Consider the following 24,882-nt stretch of genomic DNA (forward strand, 5'->3'; position numbering starts at 1 on the left):
CTAAACTCGTAAACGTCCCGCGCGGGATCGGCCTTACCGGTCAGGGCTGCCCCACCTGACCACGATGGCGCAGATAATGGTCCGCCAGCACGCACGCCATCATCGCCTCCGCGACGGGCACCGCGCGGATGCCGACGCAGGGGTCGTGGCGGCCCTTGGTGATCAGGTCGGCTCGGCGCCGTCGCGGCTCACCGATTGGCGGGGAGTGAGGATCGAAGAGGTCGGCTTCACCGCGAAGCGCACCACCACCGGCTCGCCGTTGGAGATGCCCCCGAGGATGCCGCCCGCATGGTTCGCGAGGAAGCGCGGGCGGCCACCATTGCCGGAGCGCATCTCATCCGCGTTGTCCTCGCCGCGCAGGGCCGCCGCCGCGAAGCCGTCGCCGATCTCGACCCCCTTCACCGCATTGATCGACATCATCGCCGCCGCGAGGTCGGCGTCGAGCTTACCGTAGACCGGTGCGCCGAGCCCCGGCGGCACGCCCTCGGCCACCACCTCGATCACCGCGCCCACCGACGAGCCGTCCTTGCGGATGCCGTCGAGATACTCCTCGTAGAAGCGCGCCGTCTCCGCATCGGGGCAGAAGAACGGGTTGTTGCCCACCTCGTCCCAGTCCCACCGGCTGCGGTCGATCGCGTGGGGGCCCATCTGGACCAGGGCGGCGCGGATCGTGACGCCCGGCACGACCTTGCGCGCCACGGCGCCCGCCGCCACCCGCGCGGCGGTCTCGCGTGCTGAGGAGCGGCCGCCGCCCCGGTAGTCGCGGATGCCGTACTTGGCGTCGTAGGTGTAGTCCGCATGGCCGGGCCGGTAGCTGTCGCGGATCTCGGAATAGTCCTTCGAGCGCTGATCCGTATTCTCGATCATCAGCGCGATCGGCGTTCCGGTGGTGAGCTGGCGGCCGCTGGTGCGGTCGTCGGAGAAGACGCCGGACAGGATCTTCACTTGATCGGGCTCGCGCCGCTGCGTGGTGAAGCGCGACTGGCCGGGCTTGCGGCGATCCAGCTCCGCCTGGATCTCCTCGGCTTCGAGGACCAAGCCGGGCGGACAGCCATCGACGACGCAGCCGAGCGCCACCCCGTGGCTCTCGCCGAAGGTCGTGACGCGGAACAGGTGGCCGAAGGTGTTGTGAGACATGGCGGCTCGCTCTAGCGCGGGTCGGCGCGAGTCACAAACCGTATCCTTGTGGCCCAGAAGCCGCACCCGGCGACGAATCACCAAAGAGCAGTCGAATCATCAAAACTTACGTATTCGCGTAGGGAATAAAATTCGCAGTACGGTCGTGGAACCGGGGCGCCATGCTCACGCTTGTAACGGCAAAGGTTATTGCACAGGCAGGCACCATGAAGACCTCGGTCACTGCGCTCGCAGCGCTCCTCGGCATCTGCGTTCTTTCCGCCCCCGCCTTCGCCGCTTCGTCCTACGACCCCTTCGGTCAGAACGATGCGGAGGATTACTACGCCGAACAGAGCCCCTACGGTTATCAGGGCACCTACAACCCCAGCTACGGCCAGGGCGTGCAGGCCGCGCCGCAGGCGCAGGTCCAGCCGATTCCGCGCGAAGTGGTGGCCTTCTCGGGCAACTACGCGCCGGGCACGATGGTGGTTTCCACCTCGGAGCGGCGGCTCTACCTGGTCCTCGGCAATGGTGAGGCACTGCGCTACGGCGTCGGCGTCGGCCGTCCGGGCTTCACCTGGAGCGGCGTGAAGACCATCACCGCCAAGAAGGAATGGCCGTCGTGGGTGCCGCCGAAGGCGATGCTCGCCCGCCGCCCCGATCTGCCGCGCTACATGGCCGGTGGCATCGAGAACCCTCTCGGCGCCCGCGCGATGTATATCGGCGGCACCGAGTACCGCATCCACGGCTCGAACGAGCCGGATACGATCGGGCAGGCCGTGTCCTCGGGCTGCATCCGGATGACGAACGATGACGTCAGCGATCTCTACGAGCGCGTGAAGGTCGGCGCGAAGGTCGTCGTCCTGAACTGATCGACGCTAATTGAAGCGACAGGCGCCCTGCCCGGCCTCGTAGCCGCGCAGGGCGTTTTCATGCCTACGGGACGACACGGCCCACGGCGGTCTGCGCCGGGCTGAATGAGGCGATCGGCAGATCGCAGAAGCAACGGGCGCCGAGCGGGCGCGGGCCCGGCAGCGGACAGGAATAGGGCTTCGGCCCGGTCAGACCCTGCTGCACGGCATCGCAATTATAGCCCGCCTCGCGCACCACCCGACGGCGCGGCGGCGGCGCATATTCCTCTTCGTAGGCCGGGGCGCGGCGGTAATAGCCATCGCGCGGGCCATCGTAATATTGAGCGTCGGCCGTCGTGACCGACGAGGCGAGCGTCAGCGCGCCAAGGGCACCGCAGAGCCAGCGCGCCCCGCCACGGAATCCGTTCATCGTCGCACTCCCGTTTCCACTCGGGCCGCATCGGCCCCGCTTTGCCGCTCTCCGTGGGAATGGGGGCGAAAACGAGACGGCCCGGCCCAGGGCGGGGCGGGCCGTCTACCTAGTCAGGAATCCGGACGAACCGAATCAGTGATTGGTCGAACGCTCGGCGGCGTTCTGCACGTTCTCAGCCGTCTGGTTGGCGGCGTCACGGCCCTGCTCCATGGCGCGGCGAGCCTCATCGGCACCCTGCTGCATGGCGGACTTGGCGCGTTCGGCACCTTCCTGCATGGCGCTCTGCGCGATGCCGCTGAACTCCTTGGCCTGGCTCTGCATCGCCGCGAACTGGCTGCGGACGAAATCGGCCTGGATCTGCATGGCTTCCTGCACGTCCTTCGCGCGCACGAGGCGCTTGGCGAAGTCGAACGCCGCATTGACGTTCTGCTCGGCATATTCGAAACCGCGCGACGAGGCGTTCTGCGCATTGTTGCGGGCCACCTCGGCCGAACCCTGGACCGTGTCGGCCGTGCGGCGAGCAGCGCCCATGAAGCTGTCGAATGCCTTGCGGGCCTGGTCCACGCTCTTCTCGGCGAAATCACGCATCTCGGTCGGGACTTCGTAGTTCGGGGTGTTGCTCATGGAGGGCTCCTCTTTGTAAGCGGCTGTTGATGGCGCGTTGTGCACTGCACAATAATCGATTCGCAACCATATGCCACCCGCGCCGCCGGCATTAAGGTTGACATGACGTAAACGTGTGACGGCGAACGCCGGAGTCCAGTCATGGGCTCCACTTCACGCTACAAAGAGTGTCGTTCGCATGCCACGGGCAGGCGTTCGGCATGGTGAACGGACTTTGGTTTAGGGCCGGGAGCGGAGTCGCGGGGCTTGCACACCGACAGCACATCGCGGGACGACAGCCTCGCGTCGGCCTTCGCGCTCTGGGAGCGTGAGCCGGCGCTTGCGGCTGCCTTGAAGAATCCCGACGCGAGTCATCTCGTGCTCGACGGTCAGGATGGGCGGGTGCGTCATGCCTCGCCTGTCGCCGGGCGCCTGGCCGAGGCCCTGCGCGGCCTCGACGGCGCGAGCATCGTCCGGCAGATCGCGGCCTGCTGCCCGCACGAGGGCGGCCATCGGCTCCTTCGCCTGCGCCTCGATCCACGCCGGATCGTGCCGCCCTCCCTCTTCCTCGTCTCCCGCGCAGCGGATGCGCTGGGTTCGACCGTCTATCTCGCCGTGCCCTCTGGGCCGCTTGCGTTGCCGCGCCTGTCCCCGGCCCCGGCCGCCCCGGAGTCCGCCGCCCCGTCACCTGCCGTTGCCCCCGCGCCCGCACCCGACCCCGTGGTTGAAGCCCCCCGCGAGGGAGACCGCTTCCTCTGGCGCAGCGACGAGAACGGCGTGCTGACCCGTATCAGCGGCCCGCTCTCGACCCTGGTGGGCCGGGACTGGCGCGCGCTCGCCGGGGGTGATGCCTCCGGCGCCGGATCACTGACGACCGCGCTGGCGGGCCGCGCGACGTTCCGCAAGCTCCCGATCAGCCTCCGCCTCGGTCCGAACAGGGTTCACGCCGACCTCTCGGGAGCCCCGGCAGGTCGCGAAGGCGCGTCCTTCACGGGCTTCGAAGGGTTCGGAGTCGTTCGCGGCGTCGCGCGGGCGGATGCCGGGCTCGCGACTCTCGCGGACGATCTCATCGCCTTCGGCTCGGACGAGGATTCCGAGAACGGCAACGACGCCACCCTCTCCAATGACGAGCACGCCGCCTTCCGTGAGATCGCGCGGGCGCTCGGGGCGCGCTACGCGGGGGACGAGGCGGATCCGGAGGGACATGTGCCGTCCGAGCGCATCGCCGGATCGGTCATGCCCTTCCCCGGCTTGCGGGCGGACCTCGCCCCCGTGGCGCCAGAGGCGGGTGACGAGATCGGCGGGTTGCTCGACAGCCTGCCCATGGCCGCCCTGGTCCATCGCGGCGACACGATCCTGGCGGTCAACCGTCCCTTCCTCGACTTGACCCGCTACGCCGACCTCGCCTCGCTGCGGGAGGTGGGTATCGATGCGATCTTCCCTGGCGGCCCGCCGAATTTCCGCAGTGGCCAGTCTCATGAGACCGCCATCGGCACCGCGAGCGGTGGCGCTCGTCCGGTCGAGGTGACGCGGGGAATCTGCGCCTGGGACGGCGGCCCCGCCGCCATCCTCCTGCTGCGCAGCCTCGATGAAAACGACCCGCGCCGGGAACTCGCCGCCGAGCGCCTCGCCCGCGAGGTTCAGGCCGGGCGCGCGCTGGGCGCCGAGGCGGCGCTCGATGCCCTGCAGGCGGGCGTCGTCACCATCGACCGCGACGGACGCGTCGTGACCCTGAACCGTGCGGCAGCCGCCTGCCTCGGCGGCACTCCGACGGAGCTCGTCGGCAGTGCCTTTGCGGGCCTGTTCGATACGGGCAGCGCGACCCTTCTCGCGGCGGCCCTGGCCGGCAGCGGCGAGACACCCGCGGCCGTGCTCGCGCAGGGCCGCGCCATGACCCTCGCCCTGGCACCGCCACGCCCGGACGGGCACCGGGTCGCGGTTCTGCACCGATTGCCCGACTCGGCCCAAAGTGTCGCCCCGCCGCCGGTCCACGCCCGGCCGGAACCGGCGCCCTCCCCTGCGATGAACCTCAGGCGTCTCGACCGCGAGTTGCGCGAGCCGGTGGATGCCATCCTGTCGCTGACCCATGCGATGCTGGAGGAGCGCTATGGCGCCCTCGGCGACCTGCGCTATCGCGCCTGCCTGTCCGACATCCGCGATGCAGGCGAGCGGATCGTCGGGCGCATGGCCGAACTCGCTGATCTCGCCGCCGTGGAAGCGGGACAGATCGCCCTCGATCCGCATCCGCTGGCCCTGAACGAGGTCGTCGCCGCCTGCGTCGCGAAGCTCCAGCCGGAAGCGGCGCGCGGGCGGATCGTGGTGCGCACGAGCTTCTCCGCCGATCTCGCCGAACTGGAGAGCGACGAACCCAGCCTGCGCCGGGCGGTGATCCTGGTGATTGAGCACGCGATCCGCCGTTCGGTGGCAGGCGGACAGGTCATCGTTTCAACGGGGCCGAGCGAGGGTGCCGAGATTGCCCTGCGCGTCCGTGACGGCTGCCCATCGAAAGAGCCCTCCGCCACGAACCCGGCCGAGGAGGATACCCGCCTCGCCCTGCCCCGAGCGCTGGTTCAGGCCAATGGCGGAAGCCTGCGCATGGCAGGCCGCGGCGACGAAGGGATGCTGGTCGAAATTTTGTTGCCCATCCGACGCGGTACGCGGTCAAGCCAGCGAGACAAGTCAGAACCTTTGTCATCGTAAGAACCGCACTGACTGGAATGTTACCGTCAGCTCTTGGTTACCTAAGTCAAGGTTGCTTGACAGACCGGTGACGCGCCGGTCATCACGTTTGCATTGCGCTCAATTTAATTCGGGCCCGTCGGGTTCTTGTGCGCAGGGTGAGCGACGGGGTTACCGGACAGCCCGCCATGGCGCTACACGACTTTGGAAGTCCTGGCTGCGCGGTGTGAACCGCGATACGATCAGGCACCAAAAACAGGGATGGAACACGATGGAAGGCAGGGTCGTCGAAGTCCAAGACGCGTGGCGCCAGGGCGCCCTCGTCAATGATGCCCAGTATCGGGAGATGTATCAGGCCTCGGTCAACGACGCCGAAACCTTCTGGGGCGAACACGGCAAGCGCATCGACTGGATGACGCCGTATACGCGTGTGAAGAACACCAGCTTCGAGCCTGGCAACGTTTCGATCAAGTGGTTCGAGGATGGCAAGACGAACGTCGCCTACAATTGCGTCGATCGTCATCTCGAGACGCGCGGCGAGCAGACCGCGATCATCTGGGAAGGCGACAACCCGGACGAGTCGAAGCACATCACGTATCGCGAATTGCACGCGCAGGTCTGCCGCTGGGCCAACGTCCTGCGCAACCGGGGCGTCGAGAAGGGCGACCGCGTCACCCTCTACCTGCCGATGATCCCCGAGGCTGCCTACGCCATGCTGGCCTGCGCTCGGCTCGGCGCCATCCACGCCATCGTTTTCGGTGGCTTCTCCCCGGACTCGCTGGCCCAGCGCATCCAGGGTTGCGGCTCGAAGCTGGTCATCACCGCCGACGAAGGCCTGCGCGGCGGCCGCAAGGTTCCGCTGAAGGCCAACGTGGACGAGGCGATCAAGCGCCTCAGCTCGCCGATCGTCGATCACGTCGTCGTCGTGCAGCGCACCGGCGGCGCCGTGACCATGGAGCCCGGCCGCGACGTCTACTACCACGAGGCCGCCGAGCAGGTGACAGACGAGTGCCCGGCCGAGCCGGTCGAGGCCGAGCACCCGCTCTTCATCCTCTACACGTCGGGCTCGACGGGCCAGCCGAAGGGCGTGGTGCACACCACGGGCGGCTACCTCGTCTACGCCTCCATGACCCATCAGTACGTGTTCGATTACCGCGAGGGCGACGTTTACTGGTGCACGGCCGATGTCGGCTGGGTCACGGGGCACAGCTACATCGTCTACGGGCCCCTCGCGAACGGCGCGACGACGCTGATGTTCGAGGGCATCCCGACCTATCCGTCGAATTCCCGCTTCTGGGATGTCGTGGACAAGCACAAGGTCAACATTTTCTACACCGCGCCGACCGCGATCCGCTCCCTCATGGGCGGCGGCGAAGGACCGGTGAAGAAGACCTCCCGCGCCAGCCTGCGCGTGCTGGGTTCGGTCGGCGAGCCGATCAACCCGGAAGCCTGGGAATGGTACTACAAGGTTGTCGGCGACAGCCGCTGCGCCATCGTCGATACGTGGTGGCAGACCGAGACCGGCGGCATCCTCATCACCCCGCTCCCGGGCGCCACCGCCCTGAAGCCGGGCTCGGCCACCCGGCCCTTCTTCGGTGTGAAGCCCGAGATGGTCGATGCCGAAGGCAAGGTTCTGGACGGCGCCTGCGAAGGCAACCTCTGCATCGCCGATTCCTGGCCGGGCCAGATGCGGACGGTCTACGGCGACCATGAGCGGTTCGAGCAGACCTACTTCTCGACCTATCCAGGCAAGTACTTCACCGGCGACGGCGCCCGGCGCGACGCAGACGGCTATTACTGGATCACCGGCCGCGTGGACGACGTGATCAACGTCTCCGGCCACCGGATGGGCACGGCGGAGGTGGAATCGTCCCTCGTCGCGCACCCGAAGGTGTCCGAGGCGGCCGTGGTCGGTTACCCGCACAACGTGAAGGGCCAGGGCATCTACGCCTACGTGACCCTGAACGAGGGCGAGAACGGCGACGACGCGCTCCGCAAGGAACTGGTTGCCTGGGTGCGCAAGGATATCGGGCCGATCGCCTCGCCCGACCTGATCCAGTTCGCCCCCGGCCTGCCGAAGACCCGCTCGGGCAAGATCATGCGCCGCATCCTGCGCAAGATCGCCGAGGACGATTTCGGATCGCTCGGCGATACCTCGACGCTGGCCGATCCGGCCGTGGTCGATGACCTGATCGACAACCGGCAAAACCGGGGCTGAACTTTCCCGTATCGGTGACGGGCAAGGAACGACGGGGCGGTCACTGCAAGGTGGCCGCCCCCAATAACAAGACGAACCCAAGACTTAAGCTTGGACAAGACATGGAAGGCCGGACGAATCCGCCTTCCCGGGAGGATAACGGCATGAGTGGCTCGACGGTTGGACGCGCGGGGGCGAAAGTCACGCCCATAGGAGCAACAGGCGGGGGCACCGTCGATCCGCAACTGGAGCGCATCGCCAGGACACCGGAATTCCAGATGCTCGTGGCCGAGCGCACCAAGTTCGGTTGGATCCTGACCGGCCTGATGCTGCTGGTCTATTTCGGCTTCATCGGCCTCATCGCCTTCGACAAGTCCGTGATGGCGATCAAGGTCGGCGGCGCCACGGCCTCCCTCGGCCTGTTCCTCGGGGTCTTCGTGATCCTCTTCGCCTTCCTGCTCACGGGCATCTACGTCGCCCGCGCGAACACGCGCTACGACGCTCTGAGCGAGGCCCTCAAGTCCAAGGTCGGCCGGTAATGCGTCACGCTCCCCTCTTCCTCGGCCTGACCCTCGCCGCGATGGCGGCAACGGCGGCTTATGCGGCAGGTCCCGATCTCGGCGCCGTGCAGCAATCGGCCACGAACTGGCCCGCCATCGGCATGTTCCTGTTCTTCGTGCTGATGACGCTCGGCATCACCTACAAGGCGGCCCAAGGCTCCAAGTCGGCGGCGGATTTCTACGCGGCGGGCGGCGGCATCTCGGCGGGCACCAACGCGCTCGCCATCGCGGGCGACTACATGTCGGCTGCCTCGTTCCTCGGCATTTCCGGCCTCGTCTACACCTCCGGCTTCGACGGTCTGATCTACTCGACCGGCTTCCTCGTGGGCTGGCCGATCGTGCTGTTCCTGATCGCCGAGCGGCTGCGCAATCTCGGCAAGTTCACCTTCGCCGACGTGGCGAGCTTCCGTCTCGACCAGACAGCGATCCGCATCATCTCGGCGACGGGCACCCTCGTGGTGGTGGCCTTCTACCTCATCGCCCAGATGGTCGGCGCCGGTAAGCTCATCCAGCTCCTGTTCGGCCTGCCCTACCTCTACGCCGTCGCCATCGTCGGCGTGCTGATGATTGTCTACGTCGCCTTCGGCGGCATGAAGGCAACCACCTGGGTGCAGGTCATCAAGGCGTGCCTGCTGCTCGGCGGCGCGAGCTTCATGGCGGGCGCCGTGCTCTACTATTACGGCTTCAATCCCGAGATCCTGTTCAAGAAGGCGGTCGAGGTCCACCCGAAGGGCGACGCCATCATGGCGCCCGGCGGCTTGGTCTCCAACCCGATCGAGGCCATCTCGCTCGGCGTCGGCCTGATGTTCGGCACCGCCGGCCTGCCGCACATCCTGATGCGCTTCTTCACGGTGTCGGACGCGCAGGCCGCCCGTAAGTCGGTCTTCTATGCCACCGGCCTTATCGGCTACTTTTACATCCTCACCTTCATCATTGGCTTCGGCGGCATCGCGCTGCTCATGTCGGATCCGAGCTACTTCAAGCTCGGTGCGGCGGGCACCTTCGACAAGCTGAAGGACATGATCGGCGGCACCAACATGGTCGCCGTGAACCTCGCCAACGCGGTCGGCGGCCCGTACTTCCTGGGCTTCATCTCGGCGGTGGCCTTCGCGACCATCCTCGCGGTGGTGGCCGGGCTCACCCTCGCAGGTGCCTCGGCGGTCAGCCACGACCTCTACGCCCAGGTGATCGCCCGCGGGCGCACCACCGAGGCGGGCGAGGTGCGGCTGTCGAAGATCGCTGCGGTGGTCATCGGCATCGTCGCCATCGTCCTCGGCTACATCTTCGAGAACCAGAACGTCGCCTTCATGGTCGGCCTCGCCTTCTCGGTGGCGGCGAGCTGCAACTTCCCCGTCCTCGCGATGTCGATCCTCTGGCGCGACACCACGACCTGGGGGGCGCTGGCGGGCGGCCTCGTGGGCCTGATCTCGGCCGTGACGATGGTGGTGCTGTCCAAGGCGGTGTGGGTCACCACGTTCGGCCACCCGGCGGCGTTGTTCCCCTACGACAACCCCGCCCTGTTCTCGATGCCGCTGGCCTTCGCGACGATTTTCATCGTCTCGAAGATGGACAATTCCCGCCGCGCTCAGCGCGAACGGGCGGCGTTCGAGGCGCAGTTCGTGCGCTCCGAGACCGGCATCGGCGCGACCGGCGCCCACGCTCACTAATCGATCTCAGTACTTTTCCGGCCAACACTGGGGGCGCGGCGGAAGCCGCGCCCTTTTTCATGTCCAGCGTTCGCCTGACGCTTTGCGACGGTTGTGTTGATAGTTGCCGTTCACGAACGCTTTACCGGTTGGGCTAAGCGTTCCAATGAGGTAACGCATAACTGCCCTGCGCAAGAAGCAGGTCTGCGCCGGGGTGAGAGGGACGGTCGAAACATCCGGCCCCTCCCGGCGGTGCGATACCTTGGGAGGACAAGAAAATGGCAGTGGCAACCGCGGTACCGCGGGCCGGAGAGACCGCCAGGCCGATGACGGCCGGCGAGAAGAAGGTCATCCTGGCCTCCTCGCTCGGTACCGTCTTCGAGTGGTACGACTTTTTCCTCTACGGCTCCCTCGCGACCGTGATCGGCGCGCAGTTCTTCTCGGCCTATCCGGAAGCCACGCGCAACATCTTCGCACTGCTCGCCTTCGCGGCGGGCTTCATCGTGCGGCCCTTCGGTGCGCTGGTGTTCGGCCGCCTCGGCGATCTCGTCGGGCGCAAGCACACCTTCCTCGTCACCATTCTGATCATGGGCATCTCGACCTTCGCGGTCGGCTTGCTGCCCTCCTACAACACCATGAACGCCTACGGCGTCGGCTGGATCGCGCCCGTGACGCTGCTCGTCCTGCGCATGCTCCAGGGCCTCGCGCTCGGGGGTGAGTATGGCGGTGCGGCTGTCTACGTGGCCGAGCACGCTCCGGTGGGCCGCCGCGGCTTCTACACGTCGTTCATCCAGGCGACGGCGACGCTCGGCCTGCTGCTGTCGCTGATCATCATCCTGTCGACGCAGGGCTACGTGAACAGCGCCTTCCCGGCGACCACGATCACCAACGCCGACGGCACGACGACCACGCTCACCGCCTTCCAGCAATGGGGCTGGCGTATCCCGTTCCTCGTCTCGGTCGCGCTGCTGGCGATCTCGGTCTGGATCCGCCTCCAGATGAGCGAGAGCCCGGCCTTCAAGAAGATGAAGGAAGAGGGCACCCATTCCAAGGCGCCGCTCTCCGAGGCCTTCGGCCAGTGGAAGAACGCCAAGTGGGCCCTTCTCGCGCTGCTCGGCCTCACCGCCGGTCAGGCCGTGGTCTGGTACACCGGTCAGTTCTACGCGCTGTTCTTCCTCCAGAGCATCCTGAAGGTCGATCAGTTCACCGCCAACGTCATGGTGGCGTGGTCGCTGATCGCCGTGACCGGCGGGTTCCTGGTCTTCGGCGCACTCTCGGACAAGATCGGCCGCAAGCCCATCATCCTGGGTGGCTGCCTTCTCGCCGCGCTCACCTACTTCCCGCTGTTCAACATGCTGACGGCCAGTGCCAACCCGGCCCTGCACGCGGCTCAGGCGAACGTGCCGGTGGTGGTGAAGACCAACACGTCGGACTGCTCGTTCCAGTTCAATCCGGTCGGCACGGCTAAGTTCACGAAGGAGTGCGACGTCGCCAAGGCGCTGCTCGCCCGCTCAGCCGTGAACTACACCACCGAGAACCAGCCGGCCGGCACGCCGACCGTGGTCACCGTCAACGGGAAGGACTTCCCCGTGGCCGATCCGGCCTTCGCCAAGACGATCACGGCCGCTCTCACCGAGGCCGGTTACCCGTCGGCGGCGGCGAATCCGAGCGTGATCAAGGCGGCGCATCCGCTCGACATCTTCTCGGGCCAGAAGCTCGCGGTGATCGGGATCCTGTTCATCCTCGCGGTCTACGTGACGATGGTCTACGGCCCGATCGCCGCCGCGCTGGTGGAGCTGTTCCCGACCCGGATCCGCTACACCTCGATGTCGCTGCCCTACCATATCGGTAACGGCTGGTTCGGCGGTCTCCTGCCCGCCACCGCCTTCGCGATGGTGGCCCAGACCGGCGATATCTACTACGGCCTCTGGTATCCGATCGTGATCGCGCTATTCACCTTCGTGGTGGGCCTGATCTTCATCCCCGAGACCAAGGATCGGGACCTGATGGCCTGATCCGGCCTCCCGGCGCGGTCACGCGCCGGGAACCATCCCGACCCCTCGTCCCGGCAGCGGTGCGAGGGGTTTTTCGTCTGTCAGTGCCGGAAGTGCCGGTGCCCGGTAAACACCATCGCCAGCCCCGCCGCGTCGGCGGCGGCGATGACGTCGTTGTCGCGCATGGAGCCACCCGGCTGAATCACCGCCGTCGCGCCCGCCTCGGCCGCCGCCATCAGGCCGTCGGCGAAGGGGAAGAAGGCGTCGGAGGCGACCACTGCGCCCTTGGCGAGGCTCTCGGCGAGGCCGAGACGGTCGGCGCCCTCGCGGGCCTTCCACGCGGCAATGCGCGAGGAATCGACCCGCGACATTTGCCCGGCACCGATGCCGACCGTCGCGCCGCCCTTGGCGTAGACGATGGCGTTCGACTTCACGTGCTTGGCGACCCGGTAGGCGAAGCGCATGTCGATGGCCTCGGCCTCCGTGGGTGCCCGCTTGGTCACGACCTGGAACGGCATGTCATCGACGGTGACGGCATCGCGACCCTGCACCAGCAGGCCGCCCGCGAGCGTGCGCACGGTCTCGCCGGGCGCGCGGGGATCGGGCAATCCGCCCGCGAGCAGGAGGCGCAGGTTCTTCTTGCCCGCGAGGATGGCGATGGCCTCCTCGGTGGCCTCGGGCGCGATGATGACCTCGGTGAAAATCTCCACGATCTTGCGCGCAGCCTCGGCGTCGAGCGTCCGGTTGAGCGCGACGATGCCGCCGAAGGCCGAGACCGGATCGCAGGCGAGCGCGCGCTCATAGGCGTCGAGCAGGCTCGACCCTTCGGCCACGCCGCAGGGATTGGCGTGCTTCACGATCACCACGGCCGCCGTGCGGGCAGGGTCGAACTCCGCGACGCATTCGTAGGCCGCGTCCGTGTCGTTGAAGTTGTTGAACGACAGTTCCTTGCCCTGAAGCTGGCGGGCTGTCGCCACGCCCGCGCGGGGAATGCCCGGCGCGCGGTAGAAGGCGGCGCTCTGGTGCGGGTTCTCGCCGTAGCGCAGCCCCTGGGCGAGGCTGCCGCCGAAGGCCCGGAAGGCCTGCGGCTCGTCCACCTCGAAGCGCGCAGCCATCCAGTTGCTGATGGCGGCGTCATAGGCGGCGGTGCGGGTATAGGCCTTCTGCGCCAGTCGGCGGCGAAGGGCGAAGCCGAGGGTGCCGTCCCCGGCCTCCAGCGCAGCGAGAACGGTGCCGTAATCGGCGACGTCGGTCACCACCGCCACGTCGGCGTGATTCTTGGCCGCCGCGCGGATCATCGCCGGGCCACCGATATCGATGTTCTCGATGCAGTCGTCCTCGGGCTTGTCGGCCGCGATCGTCGCCTCGAACGGGTAGAGGTTGACCACGAGCAGATCGATGGCACCGATCCCGTGGGCGGCGAGCGCCGCCTGATGCTCGGGATTGTCGCGGATCGCCAGGAGCCCGCCATGCACCGCCGGGTGCAGGGTCTTCACGCGCCCGTCCATCATCTCCGGGAAGCCGGTCAGGTCCGCGACCTCCACGACCGGGATCCCGGCCTCCTTCAGCGTCTTGAAGGTGCCGCCGGTGGAGACCAGCGCGATGCCGCGGCCATGAAGGGCACGGGCGAAATCGACGAGGCCGGTCTTTTCGGAAACGGACAGGAGCGCGCGGGACACCCGCACGTGATCGTGAGTCATGGGAGCGTGCCGAATTTTTTATGGATTTCAGCGTCGCGGTTACACGGAAATAGCGCGAACGGCCAGCCTCGGGCTCATCCTCAGCGGGCGGACGCCCCTGCAAGCCGTGCGAAGGTCCAACGCACCTCGGCCGAATCGGTCACGGCGAGGTAGAGAACGATCTGGTCCGAGCGACGCGGCCCGCTGAGCCCCGCGAAATATACGCTCTCCTCGATTCGCACCTCCGCGCCCTCGGCATCGAACAGCCAGACCTCGCCGAGCGCGGAGGCCAGCTCGATCCCGCCGGGGACGTGGCGCACGGCGACGGCCGGGTGGATGTGGAACCGCACGGCCACGGAATGGCCCCGCGCGCGTCCCGGCAGGCGGGCTTTCGCACCCTTGCCCTGGCGCATGAAGGCGTCGTGCCCGTCGAGCCGCCCCTCCTCCGGGAACAGGTGCCAGCGCCGCTCGTGGATCAGCCCAAATTCCTGCATGTAGCCGTCATGCCGGGCCGCCAGGACGAGACCGTCCCCCTGCTCGACGCGCTCGGCCGCGACGTTCACCGGCCCGCGCAGGACCACCGGCCCGAGGCGGCGGCTGAGCCATGCGCTCATCCGCCGTTCCCACCACCAGCCGGACTTCACCACGAAGCGGCAGGAGGAGGCATCGTCCACCGTGGCGGTGGAATGGGCGGCGGTGGACCGGGCGAGCTGGCGGAGATCCGGCCCGCTGGCGGGCAGGCCGCAATTCACGACGATCCGCTGCGGGCCGCTCGACATCTCGAAGGACAGGCACCCCGCCCCCGCCGCCACCGAGTAGGGCAGCGGCGCGCAGGCGCCGACATCGGCGGTGAGGACGACGCGTCCCCCTTCCAGCCTCTCGTAACCGGAATTCGGTGCATGCATCATCGGCCGCCCGAACGTGTCGTCATAGACAAGCAGCGTGGCGAGATGGTCGGCGTCGGTCGCGCCCATGCCGTTGAAATGGCTGAGGGACGCATCCGGATGGCGCAGCAGCCGCAACAGCGGCAGCATCCGGTCGATGGCCCGCAACAGCGCGGAAGGCGGCTCGACCGAGCGGCTGAGGAAGGCCTGCCGCAGGGGCAGGAGATCGAGCAGGAGTTCGACGCAGAAGCGTGGGTTGCGCGAGAGATGGCCGCCATCGGCCAGGATCTGGCGTTCGAGTTCCCGCACCAGCACCCGCGTCGCCCGGCGCAGGATCGACTGGATTCCCTCGCAGCAGAGGCCCGCGTAGCACAGCGCCACTGCCGCGTTCAGCCGGAAGGGAGGAACCACGCCGCGCCGCAGATCGCGTTCGAGCTGCTGCGCGTTCCGGCCTATGGCCCGAAGGAAGCTGTCGTAGAAGCCATGATCGGCCCCTTCCAGCACGAGCGGCGATTGGCACAGGAACGAGATCAACCGCCGCGCGGCCACGGGCGTCCGCCGCGCGAGCACCGGATCGCCCCGCCCCGCGATGAAATCGGAGACGAAGCTGCGGGCATTGGCGCGGGCCAAGGCCGTATCCGCCGCACGAAGATGGCGCAGCCAGCCGAAGCCGTACAACTCGTCCGCCCATTCCGGCGAGGGCGGCGCATAGTCGAAGGGCGAACCGCCGCCTGCCGCGAGCGAGCGCCCGGCGAAGACGAAGAGGCCGGAATAGATGTCGTCGGCGAAGGTGGCGTCCGAGGTGCGCAGATCCTGCGGCGCGATCACCAGGGCGCCCACACGGACGCGCGCCAGGATCGCCGGCGGCGCGCTCAGGCGCGCGACCGCGCCCCGCACTGTCCGTGCCACCTCACGCCCGACCAGGCGATAGAGGCGCCAGCGGTCAGGCCCCCAGCCATCAGGCCCCCAAGCCACGCGTTCTCCCATGACTTCGGGACCGGGAGACCTCGCGTCGAGGTTCGGCCGGTACCCTCCCGCCTCAAGGTAGGGCGGGCCTCTTAACCATTGGTTTACGCTGTGTCAGCCCATCCGGATCCGTCAGCGCGGCGCTAAGGCCGTCTCGAACGCCTTCACGTTGGAGGCGATCATAGCGAGATAGGTCGGGGCGGGACCGTCCGGGGGCGAGAGGGCGTCCGAATAGATTTCTCCGCCGATCCGCGCGCCGCTCTCACGGGCGATACGCTCCATCTGGCGCGGGTCGGTCACCGTCTCGAGGAACACGGCCGGGACCTTTTCCTTCCGGATCTGGCTGATGATCCGGGCCACGTCGCGGGGGCTCGCCTCGCTTTCGGTGGACAGGCCCTGCGGCGCCAGGATCTTGAGGCCGTAGGCGGCCGCGAAATAGCCGAAGGCATCGTGCGTGGTGATGAGCCGCCGGTTCTCCGCCGGGATCCGCGCGAGAGCCGCCCGCACGTCCCGGTCGAGCGCGTCGAGCTTGGCGCTGTAGCCGGAGGCGGCACTCGCGTAGTCGGCGGCGTGGGCCGGATCGACCTTCGACAGTCCTTCGCGGATATTGGCCACGTAGATCTTCACATTGGCCACGCTCTGCCACGCATGCGGGTCCACCGCACCATGCCCGTGATCGGCATGGCCATGCGGATCGGCCTCCTCGATGGTCGGCACGCCGTTGCTCGCGGTGACGACCGGCGCCTTCGTGCCGGAAGCGCGGATCAGCCGCTCGATCCAGCCTTCGAGGCCCAGGCCGTTGACAACCACGAGATCGGCCCCGGCCAGTTTGCGCGCATCGCCCGGCGCGGGGCTGAAGCTGTGCACGTCGGAGCCCGGCCCGACCAGTGTCGAGACCTCGACATGGCGCCCCCCGACCTCTCGCACGAGGTCGCCGAGAACCGAGAAGGTCGCCACCGCACGTACCGGGCCCTCCCCGGCGATGGCCGAGGCTCCAGCCCAGACACACACGGCGATCACAGCCGCCACACGCACGATTCCGCTCAACCCGCACCTCCATGCCATGACGGGCTGATAATGTAACATTATTACATACACAAGGCGGATACATGCCGAGCGCCAGATCGGGATCGGAGGGGCGTTCGCGCGTCTCCCGAACCACGAGGAGATCACGATGTCCCATCGCACCACCGCCCTGCTCGCCACCGGCCTCGTCGGCCTCGGGCTCGCGGGTGCTGCCTGGGCGCATGACAGACACCCCGGCGGCCCGCATGGCCGCTGGAGCGCCCTGACGCCGGAAGACCGCGCTGCCTTCGCTGATGCCCGGATCGCCGCGCTTCACGCCGGCCTCAAGCTCACGCCCGATCAGGAGAAGCTGTGGCCGCCTGTCGAGGCCGCGATGCGCGACATGGCCAAGATGCGCCAGCAGCGCCGCGCCGCCATGGAGAACCGGCCACGCTTCGCCGACGATGCCCCTGCCGCGCTTCGGTCCATGGCCGACATGGCCTCCGCCCGGGCCGATGCCCTGCGCAAACTCGCGGACGCGACGCAGCCGCTCTACGCGAACCTCGATCAGGATCAGAAGCGTCGCGCGCTGGTTCTGTCGCGTCCGATGGGACCGATGGGCGCGCCGGGCTGGCGCCATCGCCACCACGATCATGACCATGAGGATGGGCCGGAGGGCGAGGAACGCTGAGGCGGCTTTCGGGCGGAATGGCTTGATCCGCGGCGGCGGGGACGTCACACCGCCTCCGCCGCCCCAATCCGGGGCTGGCGATCAGGATCGAACCGGACTTTCCATGGCACGCCTGCCGGGCGACACGGCCCCCTGCTCGTCCGGCTGTGGCGGGAATGGCTCTCCCCCACCGCGCGGTCCTCGCCATCGTGCTGGTGTTGATCGCGGTAGTAGGCGCCTCGACAGGGCTTTACCCGGCGCTGATCAAGGCGGCCTTCGACGCCTTCGACCGTAAGGATGCGGCGGCTATCGCCTATGGGCCCATCGTCGTCGTGCTGGTGACGTCACTGCGTGGCTTCGCGCTCTACGGCCAGACGATCCTGACGAACCGCGTCGTCACGCGCGTCGAGGCGGACATGCAGGCCGCCCTCTACGGCCACCTCATCGAGTCCGATCTGGCGCAGCTCGGCCGGGAGAGCCCCGCCGCCCTGACCCAGCGCTTCACCACGGATTTCGCCTTCATCAAGGAAGCGCTGACCCGCATCTCCACCGTTCTCCTGCGGGACGTCGCGATGCTGATCGGCCTCGTCGCCGCCCTGCTCTGGATGGACCCGATCCTCACCCTGGTCGCGGCGGTGACCGTGCCTTTCGTGGCGGGCCCGATCGGCAAGATCGGCAAGAAGCTGCGCCGCGTCTCCACCTCGACGCAGGAGCAGATGGGCGCCACTGCGAGCCTCATCTCCGAGAGTCTGCAAGGTGCCCGCGTCGCCAAGACCTTCGCCATGGAGGACTATCTGAAGGGCCGCACGGCGGAATCCCTCGACGAGGTGCGCCGCCTGAAGATGAAGGCCGCCAATGCACGCGGGCGGCTCGATCCGCTGCTGGAGATCGGCGGAGGGCTCGCTGTTGCCGTGGTGCTGGTCCTCGTCGGGCAGCGGGTGCTGAACGGGGACCGCACGGTCGGCGATTTCACCGGCTACGTCGCGGCGCTGTTGCTCGCGGCCCAGCCCGCGCGAGCACTCGGCAACCTCAACGCGATCCTGCAGGAGGCCGCCGCCGCCCTGCGCCGCTACTTCGACCTCATGGACGAGGCGCCCACGATCCGTGAGGCCCCCGGTGCGACGCCCCTTACAGTGACGAGGGGCGAGATCCGGTTCGAGGGGTGCGCTTCCGCTACCGCGCCGACGCGCCTGCTCTCGAAGGCATCGACCTCGTGGCCCTGGCGGGCAGCGTGACCGCGCTGGTCGGCCGTTCCGGCTCGGGCAAATCGAGTCTGCTCAACCTCGTGCCTCGGCTCTACGACGTGAATGCGGGCCGCGTGACGATCGACGGACAGGACGTACGCGCGGTGACGCTCGCGTCCTTACGGTCCGCCGTCGCCGTCGTGTCCCAGGAAGTCGTGCTGTTCGACGACACCATCGCCGCCAATATCGGCTTCGGACGCCCCGGCGCGTCGCAGGACGAGATCGAGGCGGCGGCCAAAGCGGCGGCGGCGCATGGTTTCGTCTCGGCGCTGCCGGGAGCCTACGGGTTCCGCGTCGGGCCGGGGGCGGAAAGCTGTCGGGCGGCGAGCGGCAGCGGATCGCGCTGGCCCGCGCCTTCCTGAAGGACGCGCCGATCCTTCTACTCGACGAGGCGACTTCGGCCCTCGATTCCGAATCGGAACGGCTGGTGCAGGAGGCGCTGGGCCGCCTGATGCACGGGCGCACGACGCTTGTCATCGCCCACCGGCTGTCCACCGTCCGCGATGCCGGACTGATCGCGGTGATGGAAGCGGGCCGCGTCATCGAGACCGGCCGCCACGACGAACTCGTCGCGATAGGCGGCGCCTATGCCCGCCTGCGGCAGTTGCAACTCAGCGACGATCCGGTGCGTCGGGAGGACAGTGGCGTCCTGGCTCAGAGCACGCCATAAGGCTTGGAATGTGCTCCCCGCCGCCGCGACCGCCCGTGCCGCGTGGGCGAGCGCGCCGGAACAAGGGTTCCGAGCCGAACGGGTCCGTCACGGGGCCAAGCGCGGCTCGGACCGAGAGGACCTGACCGTGAGCGACCTGACGTTCGAGATCGAGAGCAACCCGGCCCCCCGCTCCACCGAAGACCGCGCGGCCCTGATGGCCAATCCGGGCTTCGGCAAGGTGTTCACCGACCACATGGCCATCGCCCGCTACAGCGCCGAGCGCGGCTGGCACGATGCGCGAATCACCGCGCGGGCGCCCATTCCCCTCGATCCGGCGGCGGCGGTGCTGCACTACGCGCAGGAGATCTTCGAGGGCCTGAAGGCCTACCGCACCGCCGATGGCGGCGCTGCGTTGTTCCGGCCCGAGGCCAACGCCAAGCGGTTCCGCAGCTCGGCCGAGCGCATGGCGATGGTGCCCTTCCCCGAGAAGGCCTTCATCGACGCGCAGCGCAAGCTCGTCGAGATCGATCGCGCCTGGATCCCCGACACGCCGGATGGCAGCCTGTATCTGCGCCCCTTCATGATCGCCAACGAGGTGTTCCTGGGGGTGAAGCCCGCCACCGAATACCTGTTCATCACCATCGCCTCGGCGGTCGGTTCCTACTTCAAGGATCCGAACGGCACGGTCACCGTGTGGCTGTCGGAGCATTATACCCGCGCGGCGCCGGGCGGCACCGGCGCAGCCAAATGCGGCGGCAACTACGCGTCGAGCCTCGCGGCACAGGCCGAGGCCGCGAGCAAGGGCTGCGAGCAGGTTGTGTTCCTCGACGCGGCCGAGCGCCGTTACGTCGAGGAATTGGGTGGCATGAACGTGTTCTTCGTCTTCGAGGATGGCACGCTCCTGACCCCGCCGCTGTCCGACAGCATCCTGCCGGGTATCACCCGCGATTCGATCATCACCCTGGCCCGCGAGGCCGGGATGACCGTCCGCGAGGAGCTCTATGCCATCGACCAGTGGCGCGAGGATGTGCGCTCCGGCCGCCAGACCGAGGCCTTCGCCTGCGGAACGGCGGCGGTGATCACGCCCATCGGCAAGGTGCGCGGCCGCGAGGACGATTTCGCCATCGGTGATTCCGTTGCCGGGCCGGTCGCCCGCAAGCTCCGCAGCATGCTGGTCGATATCCAGCGCGGCAACACCAACGATTCCCACGGCTGGTTTCAGAAGGTGTTCTGAGCGGCTTTCAGCCGCCATTCCGTCTCCGTCGTCATTGCGACCATAATTGAAGCCATGACGGCGGGGACCCGAATGGGCAAACAATTTTAGATTGTATAGAACTTCGCCGTATTTCACAAATTGTATTTGTTTACGAGTTCTACAATTCAGTTCTGACCGAAAAGATTTAGCGCTAAACGCTTCCATGCCAGCGGCCACAGCCGCCGGTCATGGAGATGGTCTGATGCTTCTGCCGACCTCGGCGCTTCGGTCGATGAAGGTGATGTTCGCGACGCCTTGCTACATCTCGGCGGTGTCGATGAACTACGTCACCAGCATGTACGGGCTGGCCTATGCCTGCGCGCAGAACGGCATGACCACGATGCTGGCGATGCGCAGCGAGAGTTTGATCACGCGGGCGCGGAACCGGATCGTCAAGGAGTTCCTCGCGGACGAAACGCTGACCCATCTGTTCTGGATCGATTCCGACATCGCCTTCACGCCGGACGCAGTCTTCCGGACCTTGCTGGCGGACCGGGACATCGCCTCCGGCGTTTACCCGCTGAAGGCCAACAACTGGCCGGCCGAGGGGCTACCGGCGGGGATGACCTACGCCGACTATCAGCGCCACTTCACGACCTACGCCTTCAACCCGATCGGCCAGGGCGCGGAACCGCTTCAACCCTACATCGACGAAGACGGCTTCATCGAGGTCGCGGAGGCGACGACGGGCTTCATGGCGATCAAGCGGGAGGTGTTTATCCGAATGATGAAACACTACCCCGAATTGAACTACGTGCCGGACGGGCGCGAGCAAGACCCCCTCGCCCATCTCTACTGGCTCTTCTTCGATTGCATGCTCGACCCGGACTCGCGCCGGTACCTTTCGGAGGATTATGCCTTCTGCCGTCGCTGGCGCGACATGGGCGGGAAGGTCTATGCCGACTTGGAGTCCCGGCTCGATCACCTCGGCCAGCACACTTATGTCGGCGATTTCGGCGCCAGCCTCCGTGCCCAGGGCCATCTCTGAGGGACGACGCGCGATCCTCAGATTCGCCTCTTTCCTGCGGCAGGGCTCGGCTTGATCGGCACGGAGGCTCTCTCGTTGATCCGCTTCGAGAACGTCACGAAGGTCTACAAGACGGACGGCCACCGCCGCACCATCCTGGAACAGGCGTCTTTCACCCTGAAGCCCGGAATCTCCTACGGCATTCTGGGCATCAACGGCGCGGGTAAGTCGACCACCATGCGGCTCATCGCCGGCACCGAGGAGCCGACCCGCGGGCTGGTGAAGCGTGGCCTGCGCGTGTCCTGGCCGCTTGGGTTCGGCGGCGGCTTCCACCCGCAGATGACCGGCCGCGACAACGTCAAGTTCATCGCCCGCATCTACGGTGAGGATCCCAAGCGTGTGCTCGACTTCGTGGAGGATTTCTCCGAACTCGGCAGCTACCTCGACGTGCCGATCCGGACCTATTCCTCCGGTATGAATGCCCGTCTCGCCTTCGGGATGAGCATGGCGATCCCATTCGACTGCTACCTGATCGACGAGGTGACCTCGGTCGGCGATGGACGTTTCGCACGGCGCTGCGAGGAGGTGTTCTCACAGCGCCGCAAGCACGCTGACGTGATCATGATCTCACACTCGATGGAGGTGATCCGGGCATGGTGCACGCAAGGCATCGTGCTGCTGAACGGCCGTGCCATCGTCTACGAGGACGTGAACGACGCCATCGAGGTCTATCACCGCCTTAACGCTTGAGGCTGTAGGCAAGCGCCGACATTGTTTTGCCGTCAGGCACTGGCATGTCGCACCCGTCGTCGGTGATGATGGCCGGCTGAGGCCGGCACCGGACGTTCGGACAGATCGGAATTGCTCGATGAACATGGAGATCGGCAAGCCCGAGGGTAAGCCGCTCACGCCGGCCGACCGGCAGCAGCAGATCGCGGAATCGCTCCGGCAATTCGCGCGCATGTCGCGCTTCGCCGACCGGCGGAAGGGCATCCGGTCGTACCAGACTCACGTCAAGAGCGACCCATGGGTTCCGGTCCTGTTCGTGATCTGCTTCGTCCTGCCGACTTTGGCGGGCGCGATCTATTACGGTCTGATCGCGTCCGACCGTTACGTGACCGAAGCGCGTTTCGCGATCCGCCCCGCCATCGGCGCGGTCGAAAAGGCGACACCGGATTCGGTGGGCACCAATTCCGGCGTGGCCTCGCAGATGGTCGCCCAGGACACGCTGATCACCTACGCCTACATCCATAGCCGCCCAATGGTGGAGATCCTCGAGAAGCAGCTTCCGATCCGCGAATGGTTCAGCCGCGACAGCATCGACTATGTGTCCCGGTTCGACGCTGAAAAGCCGGTCGAGAAATTCCTGAAATACTGGAAGCAGCGCGTGGATGTGGAGGTTGAATCCGGCTCCGGCATCATGAGCCTGACTGTCGAAGCGTTCGACCCCGATGAATCGCTTGCCATTGCCAAGGCCGTCCTCAAGGAGTCGGAGAGGATGGTCAACGAGCTGAGTACGAACGCGCGCAATGACGCCCTGACCGAGAGCAACCGCGAACTGAAGCTTGCGGATGAGCGCTTGCGGAAGGTGAGCGTCGCCGTCCGCGACCTGCGCAACCGCGAAGGCGTGCTCGATGCGCAGAAGAGCAACGAGGCCAACCTCAAGGTCGTTTCGGAACTGCGCGCAAACCGCATCAACCTCGCGGTCCAACTCGCCATCGGCCAGCGCGATCTCGGGCCCGAATCCCGCCGCATCATGGATCTCAAGCAGCAGATTCGCGACATCGACGACAACATCGCGCGCATCGAGAAGGCGAGCGCCACGCAGGACCCTGAGCAGAAGCGCGTGTTGTCGGAGGCGCTGACCCGCTTCGAGGCCCTGGAGAACGAGCGCAAGAACGCGACGAAGTATTACGAGCAGGTGCTGAGTGCCCATGAGCGTGCCCGCATCATCGCCGCGCGGCAGGTCGAATTCTTCAGCCCCATCGTCCAACCGGTTCGGGCGGAATCCTCGACCCAGCCGCGCCGCATCCTGATGACGAGCCTGATCACGGCCGGAGCGGCGCTGTTCTTTGCCACCGCCCTGTTCGTGCGCAAGGCCATGGAATAATCGAAGGACGACGAGCCCCGAACTTGAAGGGCGAGCGCCGCTCACCTACACTGTTGTCGGCAAAAGGGCAGTAAAGTTGTAGTATTCATATCTACAATCTGCCGATGTAGACCAAGGTGAAGCGAGATGAACGCCCGCGAAGAGGCTGTCTGCGTTGCGATCAATGACAACGATCGCGCGTGGTACGAGATGCTGGTGCCCTTCATCCTCTCGCTGCGGCGAAGCGATTATCGAGGGCACATCGCGGTCATCGGGTTCGGGCTGTCTCAACGCAAGATCGATATTCTGCGCGCGCAGGGCATCAATGTATCGGTGGCGGAGGAAGAGGCTCTGCCGGTCGGGCGCTACCTTGAGGTGGCGCGGCTCTGCGACCTCAATCCCGGACTGAAAAAGATCGCTCTCTACGATGCCGACATCTGGTTCCCGGCCGGCACGTTCGACCTGTTCTCACTCGTCGAAGGCGACAACATCTTCGTCTGCACCGATGCTTGGTTCTCCGACTTCATCACCAACCCGCTGATCGGGCCGGACCGCCAAGCCCATTCGCGGATGGTCCGCGATGAGGTCGCGAACCTCTACGGTAGCGCCCTCCAGGCCGGCCTGATCGCCGGCACCAGGCAGGCTTGGCAGGACTTCGCGGCACATGTGCGCGAATGCCTCGGCCGGGTCGGCATCGATTTTCGTGCAGTCTACGGCTTGGACACGACCATACTGCATCTATGGGGGGCGAAAGAACGCGTGACGCTGCTGCCGGAGACGGAGAATTTCGTCACGAAGAACGGCGTGAAGGAGGGAATAGACGCGAATTGCAATGTCATGCTGTCTTCCGCCGCGGGCCCGATCCGGGGCCTGCACATGACCACAGATATCCGCTTCCTGAATTGCTGGCGCTTCTACAATATCCATAGCAGCGAGGCGCTTCGCGCCGGGGCTCCCTTCGCTCTGTCAACATCGGGGGTATCACCCCTTCCGGCCGTGCCGCACCACGTCGAGGGAGCGGCGGCGGAAATGGGACTGGAGATCGTTACCGTCGCCAGTGAGGAGGGAGCGCGTTGGCAAGCCTTCCGCGATGGCGAAAACCTCAGCATCATCGCCGCGGGCAATCACCAGATCCGGCTTCGAACCGTGCGAGAGTTCAAGCCGCTGGTGATGACTGTCATGTATCTGTCGGGCTATCCGGCGCCCGTCCGGGCATGGATCGAATCCTCCGGGCAGGTCATGGAGATCGGCCGGAACATGATACAGGCGGTCTTCCTCCCCGCGCCGCAGGAAACGGAGTTCACGCTCCATTCGGAAAGCCTGCCAGGGCAAAACTGCACGATCGTGTGGATGCTCTCGGATCGCGACGCCATGCGGCAATAGCCCGGCCAC

17 protein-coding genes and 2 pseudogenes are annotated in these 24,882 nt (G+C 66.9%); 13 read left to right on the top strand and 6 right to left on the bottom strand.

What is annotated here, in order from left to right; all coding sequences use genetic code 11:
- Positions 1–40: 40 nt before the first annotated feature.
- Positions 41–1,137: pseudogene (gene aroC, locus ACFQE0_RS02005) on the bottom strand (chorismate synthase).
- Positions 1,138–1,343: 206 nt separating this feature from the next.
- Between aroC and ACFQE0_RS02010 the strand changes: the two are divergent.
- Positions 1,344–1,988, top strand: coding sequence for a L,D-transpeptidase (locus tag ACFQE0_RS02010; RefSeq protein WP_378966596.1), 645 nt, complete (start codon positions 1,344–1,346; stop codon positions 1,986–1,988).
- A gap of 64 nt (positions 1,989–2,052) precedes the next feature.
- Here ACFQE0_RS02010 and ACFQE0_RS02015 read toward each other — a convergent pair whose 3' ends face one another.
- Together ACFQE0_RS02015 and ACFQE0_RS02020 are read right to left on the bottom strand one after the other, a co-directional pair.
- Entirely contained in the window at positions 2,053–2,397 is a 345-nt protein-coding gene (locus ACFQE0_RS02015) for a hypothetical protein (protein ID WP_378966598.1), read from the bottom strand.
- Between the two features lie 135 nt (positions 2,398–2,532).
- The gene (locus ACFQE0_RS02020; protein ID WP_378966600.1) at positions 2,533–3,024 is read right to left on the bottom strand and encodes a phasin; all 492 of its coding nucleotides are present in this window, start codon (positions 3,022–3,024) and stop codon (positions 2,533–2,535) included.
- A gap of 246 nt (positions 3,025–3,270) precedes the next feature.
- Here ACFQE0_RS02020 and ACFQE0_RS02025 point away from each other — a divergent pair, with 246 nt between their 5' ends.
- From ACFQE0_RS02025 to ACFQE0_RS02045, 5 genes are all read left to right on the top strand, one after another.
- Positions 3,271–5,703 (top strand): sensor histidine kinase, encoded by a 2,433-nt coding sequence (locus tag ACFQE0_RS02025; RefSeq protein WP_378966602.1) that lies wholly within the window; start codon positions 3,271–3,273, stop codon positions 5,701–5,703.
- Between the two features lie 250 nt (positions 5,704–5,953).
- Positions 5,954–7,900 carry an acetate--CoA ligase gene (acs, locus tag ACFQE0_RS02030; protein WP_378966604.1) on the top strand — a complete coding sequence of 649 codons (1,947 nt, stop codon included), beginning with the start codon at positions 5,954–5,956 and terminating at the stop codon, positions 7,898–7,900.
- Between the two features lie 143 nt (positions 7,901–8,043).
- On the top strand, positions 8,044–8,418 hold the full coding sequence (locus ACFQE0_RS02035; protein WP_378966607.1) for a DUF485 domain-containing protein: 375 nt from the start codon (positions 8,044–8,046) through the stop codon (positions 8,416–8,418).
- Positions 8,418–10,106: a cation acetate symporter gene (locus ACFQE0_RS02040; protein WP_378966609.1), complete on the top strand. Its 1,689-nt coding sequence runs from the start codon at positions 8,418–8,420 to the stop codon at positions 10,104–10,106. The genes ACFQE0_RS02035 and ACFQE0_RS02040 overlap by 1 nt, the downstream gene beginning before the upstream one ends.
- Before the next feature lie 257 nt (positions 10,107–10,363).
- A complete protein-coding gene (locus ACFQE0_RS02045) occupies positions 10,364–12,100 on the top strand; it encodes an MFS transporter (RefSeq protein WP_378966612.1) in 1,737 nt (578 codons plus the stop codon).
- Between the two features lie 80 nt (positions 12,101–12,180).
- Here the strand turns inward: ACFQE0_RS02045 and purH are convergent, their stop codons facing one another.
- From purH to ACFQE0_RS02060, 3 genes are all read right to left on the bottom strand, one after another.
- Entirely contained in the window at positions 12,181–13,779 is a 1,599-nt protein-coding gene (purH, locus tag ACFQE0_RS02050; RefSeq protein ID WP_378966614.1) for a bifunctional phosphoribosylaminoimidazolecarboxamide formyltransferase/IMP cyclohydrolase, read from the bottom strand.
- An 80-nt stretch (positions 13,780–13,859) separates the two neighbouring features.
- Positions 13,860–15,617: a heparinase II/III family protein gene (locus ACFQE0_RS02055; protein ID WP_378966617.1), complete on the bottom strand. Its 1,758-nt coding sequence runs from the start codon at positions 15,615–15,617 to the stop codon at positions 13,860–13,862.
- Between the two features lie 123 nt (positions 15,618–15,740).
- The gene (locus ACFQE0_RS02060; protein ID WP_378966619.1) at positions 15,741–16,673 is read right to left on the bottom strand and encodes a metal ABC transporter substrate-binding protein; all 933 of its coding nucleotides are present in this window, start codon (positions 16,671–16,673) and stop codon (positions 15,741–15,743) included.
- A 109-nt stretch (positions 16,674–16,782) separates the two neighbouring features.
- Between ACFQE0_RS02060 and ACFQE0_RS02065 the strand changes: the two genes are divergently transcribed.
- The 7 genes and pseudogenes from ACFQE0_RS02065 (at position 16,783) to ACFQE0_RS02095 (ending at position 24,873) form a co-directional block, all read left to right on the top strand.
- On the top strand, positions 16,783–17,304 hold the full coding sequence (locus ACFQE0_RS02065) for a Spy/CpxP family protein refolding chaperone (protein ID WP_378966621.1): 522 nt from the start codon (positions 16,783–16,785) through the stop codon (positions 17,302–17,304).
- 103 nt (positions 17,305–17,407) lie between these two features.
- Positions 17,408–19,197: pseudogene (locus tag ACFQE0_RS02070) on the top strand (ABC transporter ATP-binding protein).
- Positions 19,198–19,324: 127 nt separating this feature from the next.
- Positions 19,325–20,413, top strand: coding sequence for a branched-chain amino acid aminotransferase (locus ACFQE0_RS02075; RefSeq protein ID WP_378966623.1), 1,089 nt, complete (start codon positions 19,325–19,327; stop codon positions 20,411–20,413).
- Between the two features lie 223 nt (positions 20,414–20,636).
- Positions 20,637–21,422 carry a hypothetical protein gene (locus ACFQE0_RS02080; RefSeq protein WP_378966625.1) on the top strand — a complete coding sequence of 262 codons (786 nt, stop codon included), beginning with the start codon at positions 20,637–20,639 and terminating at the stop codon, positions 21,420–21,422.
- Between the two features lie 75 nt (positions 21,423–21,497).
- Positions 21,498–22,151 carry an ABC transporter ATP-binding protein gene (locus tag ACFQE0_RS02085; protein WP_378966627.1) on the top strand — a complete coding sequence of 218 codons (654 nt, stop codon included), beginning with the start codon at positions 21,498–21,500 and terminating at the stop codon, positions 22,149–22,151.
- Between the two features lie 118 nt (positions 22,152–22,269).
- Positions 22,270–23,511 carry a KpsE/RkpR family capsule polysaccharide export protein gene (locus tag ACFQE0_RS02090; RefSeq protein ID WP_378966629.1) on the top strand — a complete coding sequence of 414 codons (1,242 nt, stop codon included), beginning with the start codon at positions 22,270–22,272 and terminating at the stop codon, positions 23,509–23,511.
- 126 nt (positions 23,512–23,637) lie between these two features.
- Positions 23,638–24,873: a hypothetical protein gene (locus ACFQE0_RS02095; protein WP_378966631.1), complete on the top strand. Its 1,236-nt coding sequence runs from the start codon at positions 23,638–23,640 to the stop codon at positions 24,871–24,873.
- Positions 24,874–24,882 lie beyond the last annotated feature (9 nt).

The organism is Methylobacterium komagatae (assembly GCF_042661665.1).
Lineage (GTDB): Bacteria > Pseudomonadota > Alphaproteobacteria > Rhizobiales > Beijerinckiaceae > Methylobacterium > Methylobacterium komagatae.

Excerpts from the sequence above, each read along its gene's own strand:
- ACFQE0_RS02060 (WP_378966619.1), bottom strand. The coding sequence starts at position 16,673 with ATGGCATGGAGGTGCGGGTTGAGCGGAATCGTGCGTGTGGCGGCTGTG.
- ACFQE0_RS02035 (WP_378966607.1), top strand. The coding sequence starts at position 8,044 with ATGAGTGGCTCGACGGTTGGACGCGCGGGGGCGAAAGTCACGCCCATA.
- ACFQE0_RS02080 (WP_378966625.1), top strand. The coding sequence starts at position 20,637 with ATGCTTCTGCCGACCTCGGCGCTTCGGTCGATGAAGGTGATGTTCGCG.
- ACFQE0_RS02090 (WP_378966629.1), top strand. The coding sequence starts at position 22,270 with ATGAACATGGAGATCGGCAAGCCCGAGGGTAAGCCGCTCACGCCGGCC.
- ACFQE0_RS02015 (WP_378966598.1), bottom strand. The coding sequence starts at position 2,397 with ATGAACGGATTCCGTGGCGGGGCGCGCTGGCTCTGCGGTGCCCTTGGC.
- ACFQE0_RS02040 (WP_378966609.1), top strand. The coding sequence starts at position 8,418 with ATGCGTCACGCTCCCCTCTTCCTCGGCCTGACCCTCGCCGCGATGGCG.
- ACFQE0_RS02020 (WP_378966600.1), bottom strand. The coding sequence starts at position 3,024 with ATGAGCAACACCCCGAACTACGAAGTCCCGACCGAGATGCGTGATTTC.
- ACFQE0_RS02065 (WP_378966621.1), top strand. The coding sequence starts at position 16,783 with ATGTCCCATCGCACCACCGCCCTGCTCGCCACCGGCCTCGTCGGCCTC.
- ACFQE0_RS02045 (WP_378966612.1), top strand. The coding sequence starts at position 10,364 with ATGGCAGTGGCAACCGCGGTACCGCGGGCCGGAGAGACCGCCAGGCCG.
- ACFQE0_RS02010 (WP_378966596.1), top strand. The coding sequence starts at position 1,344 with ATGAAGACCTCGGTCACTGCGCTCGCAGCGCTCCTCGGCATCTGCGTT.
- purH (WP_378966614.1), bottom strand. The coding sequence starts at position 13,779 with ATGACTCACGATCACGTGCGGGTGTCCCGCGCGCTCCTGTCCGTTTCC.
- ACFQE0_RS02095 (WP_378966631.1), top strand. The coding sequence starts at position 23,638 with ATGAACGCCCGCGAAGAGGCTGTCTGCGTTGCGATCAATGACAACGAT.
- acs (WP_378966604.1), top strand. The coding sequence starts at position 5,954 with ATGGAAGGCAGGGTCGTCGAAGTCCAAGACGCGTGGCGCCAGGGCGCC.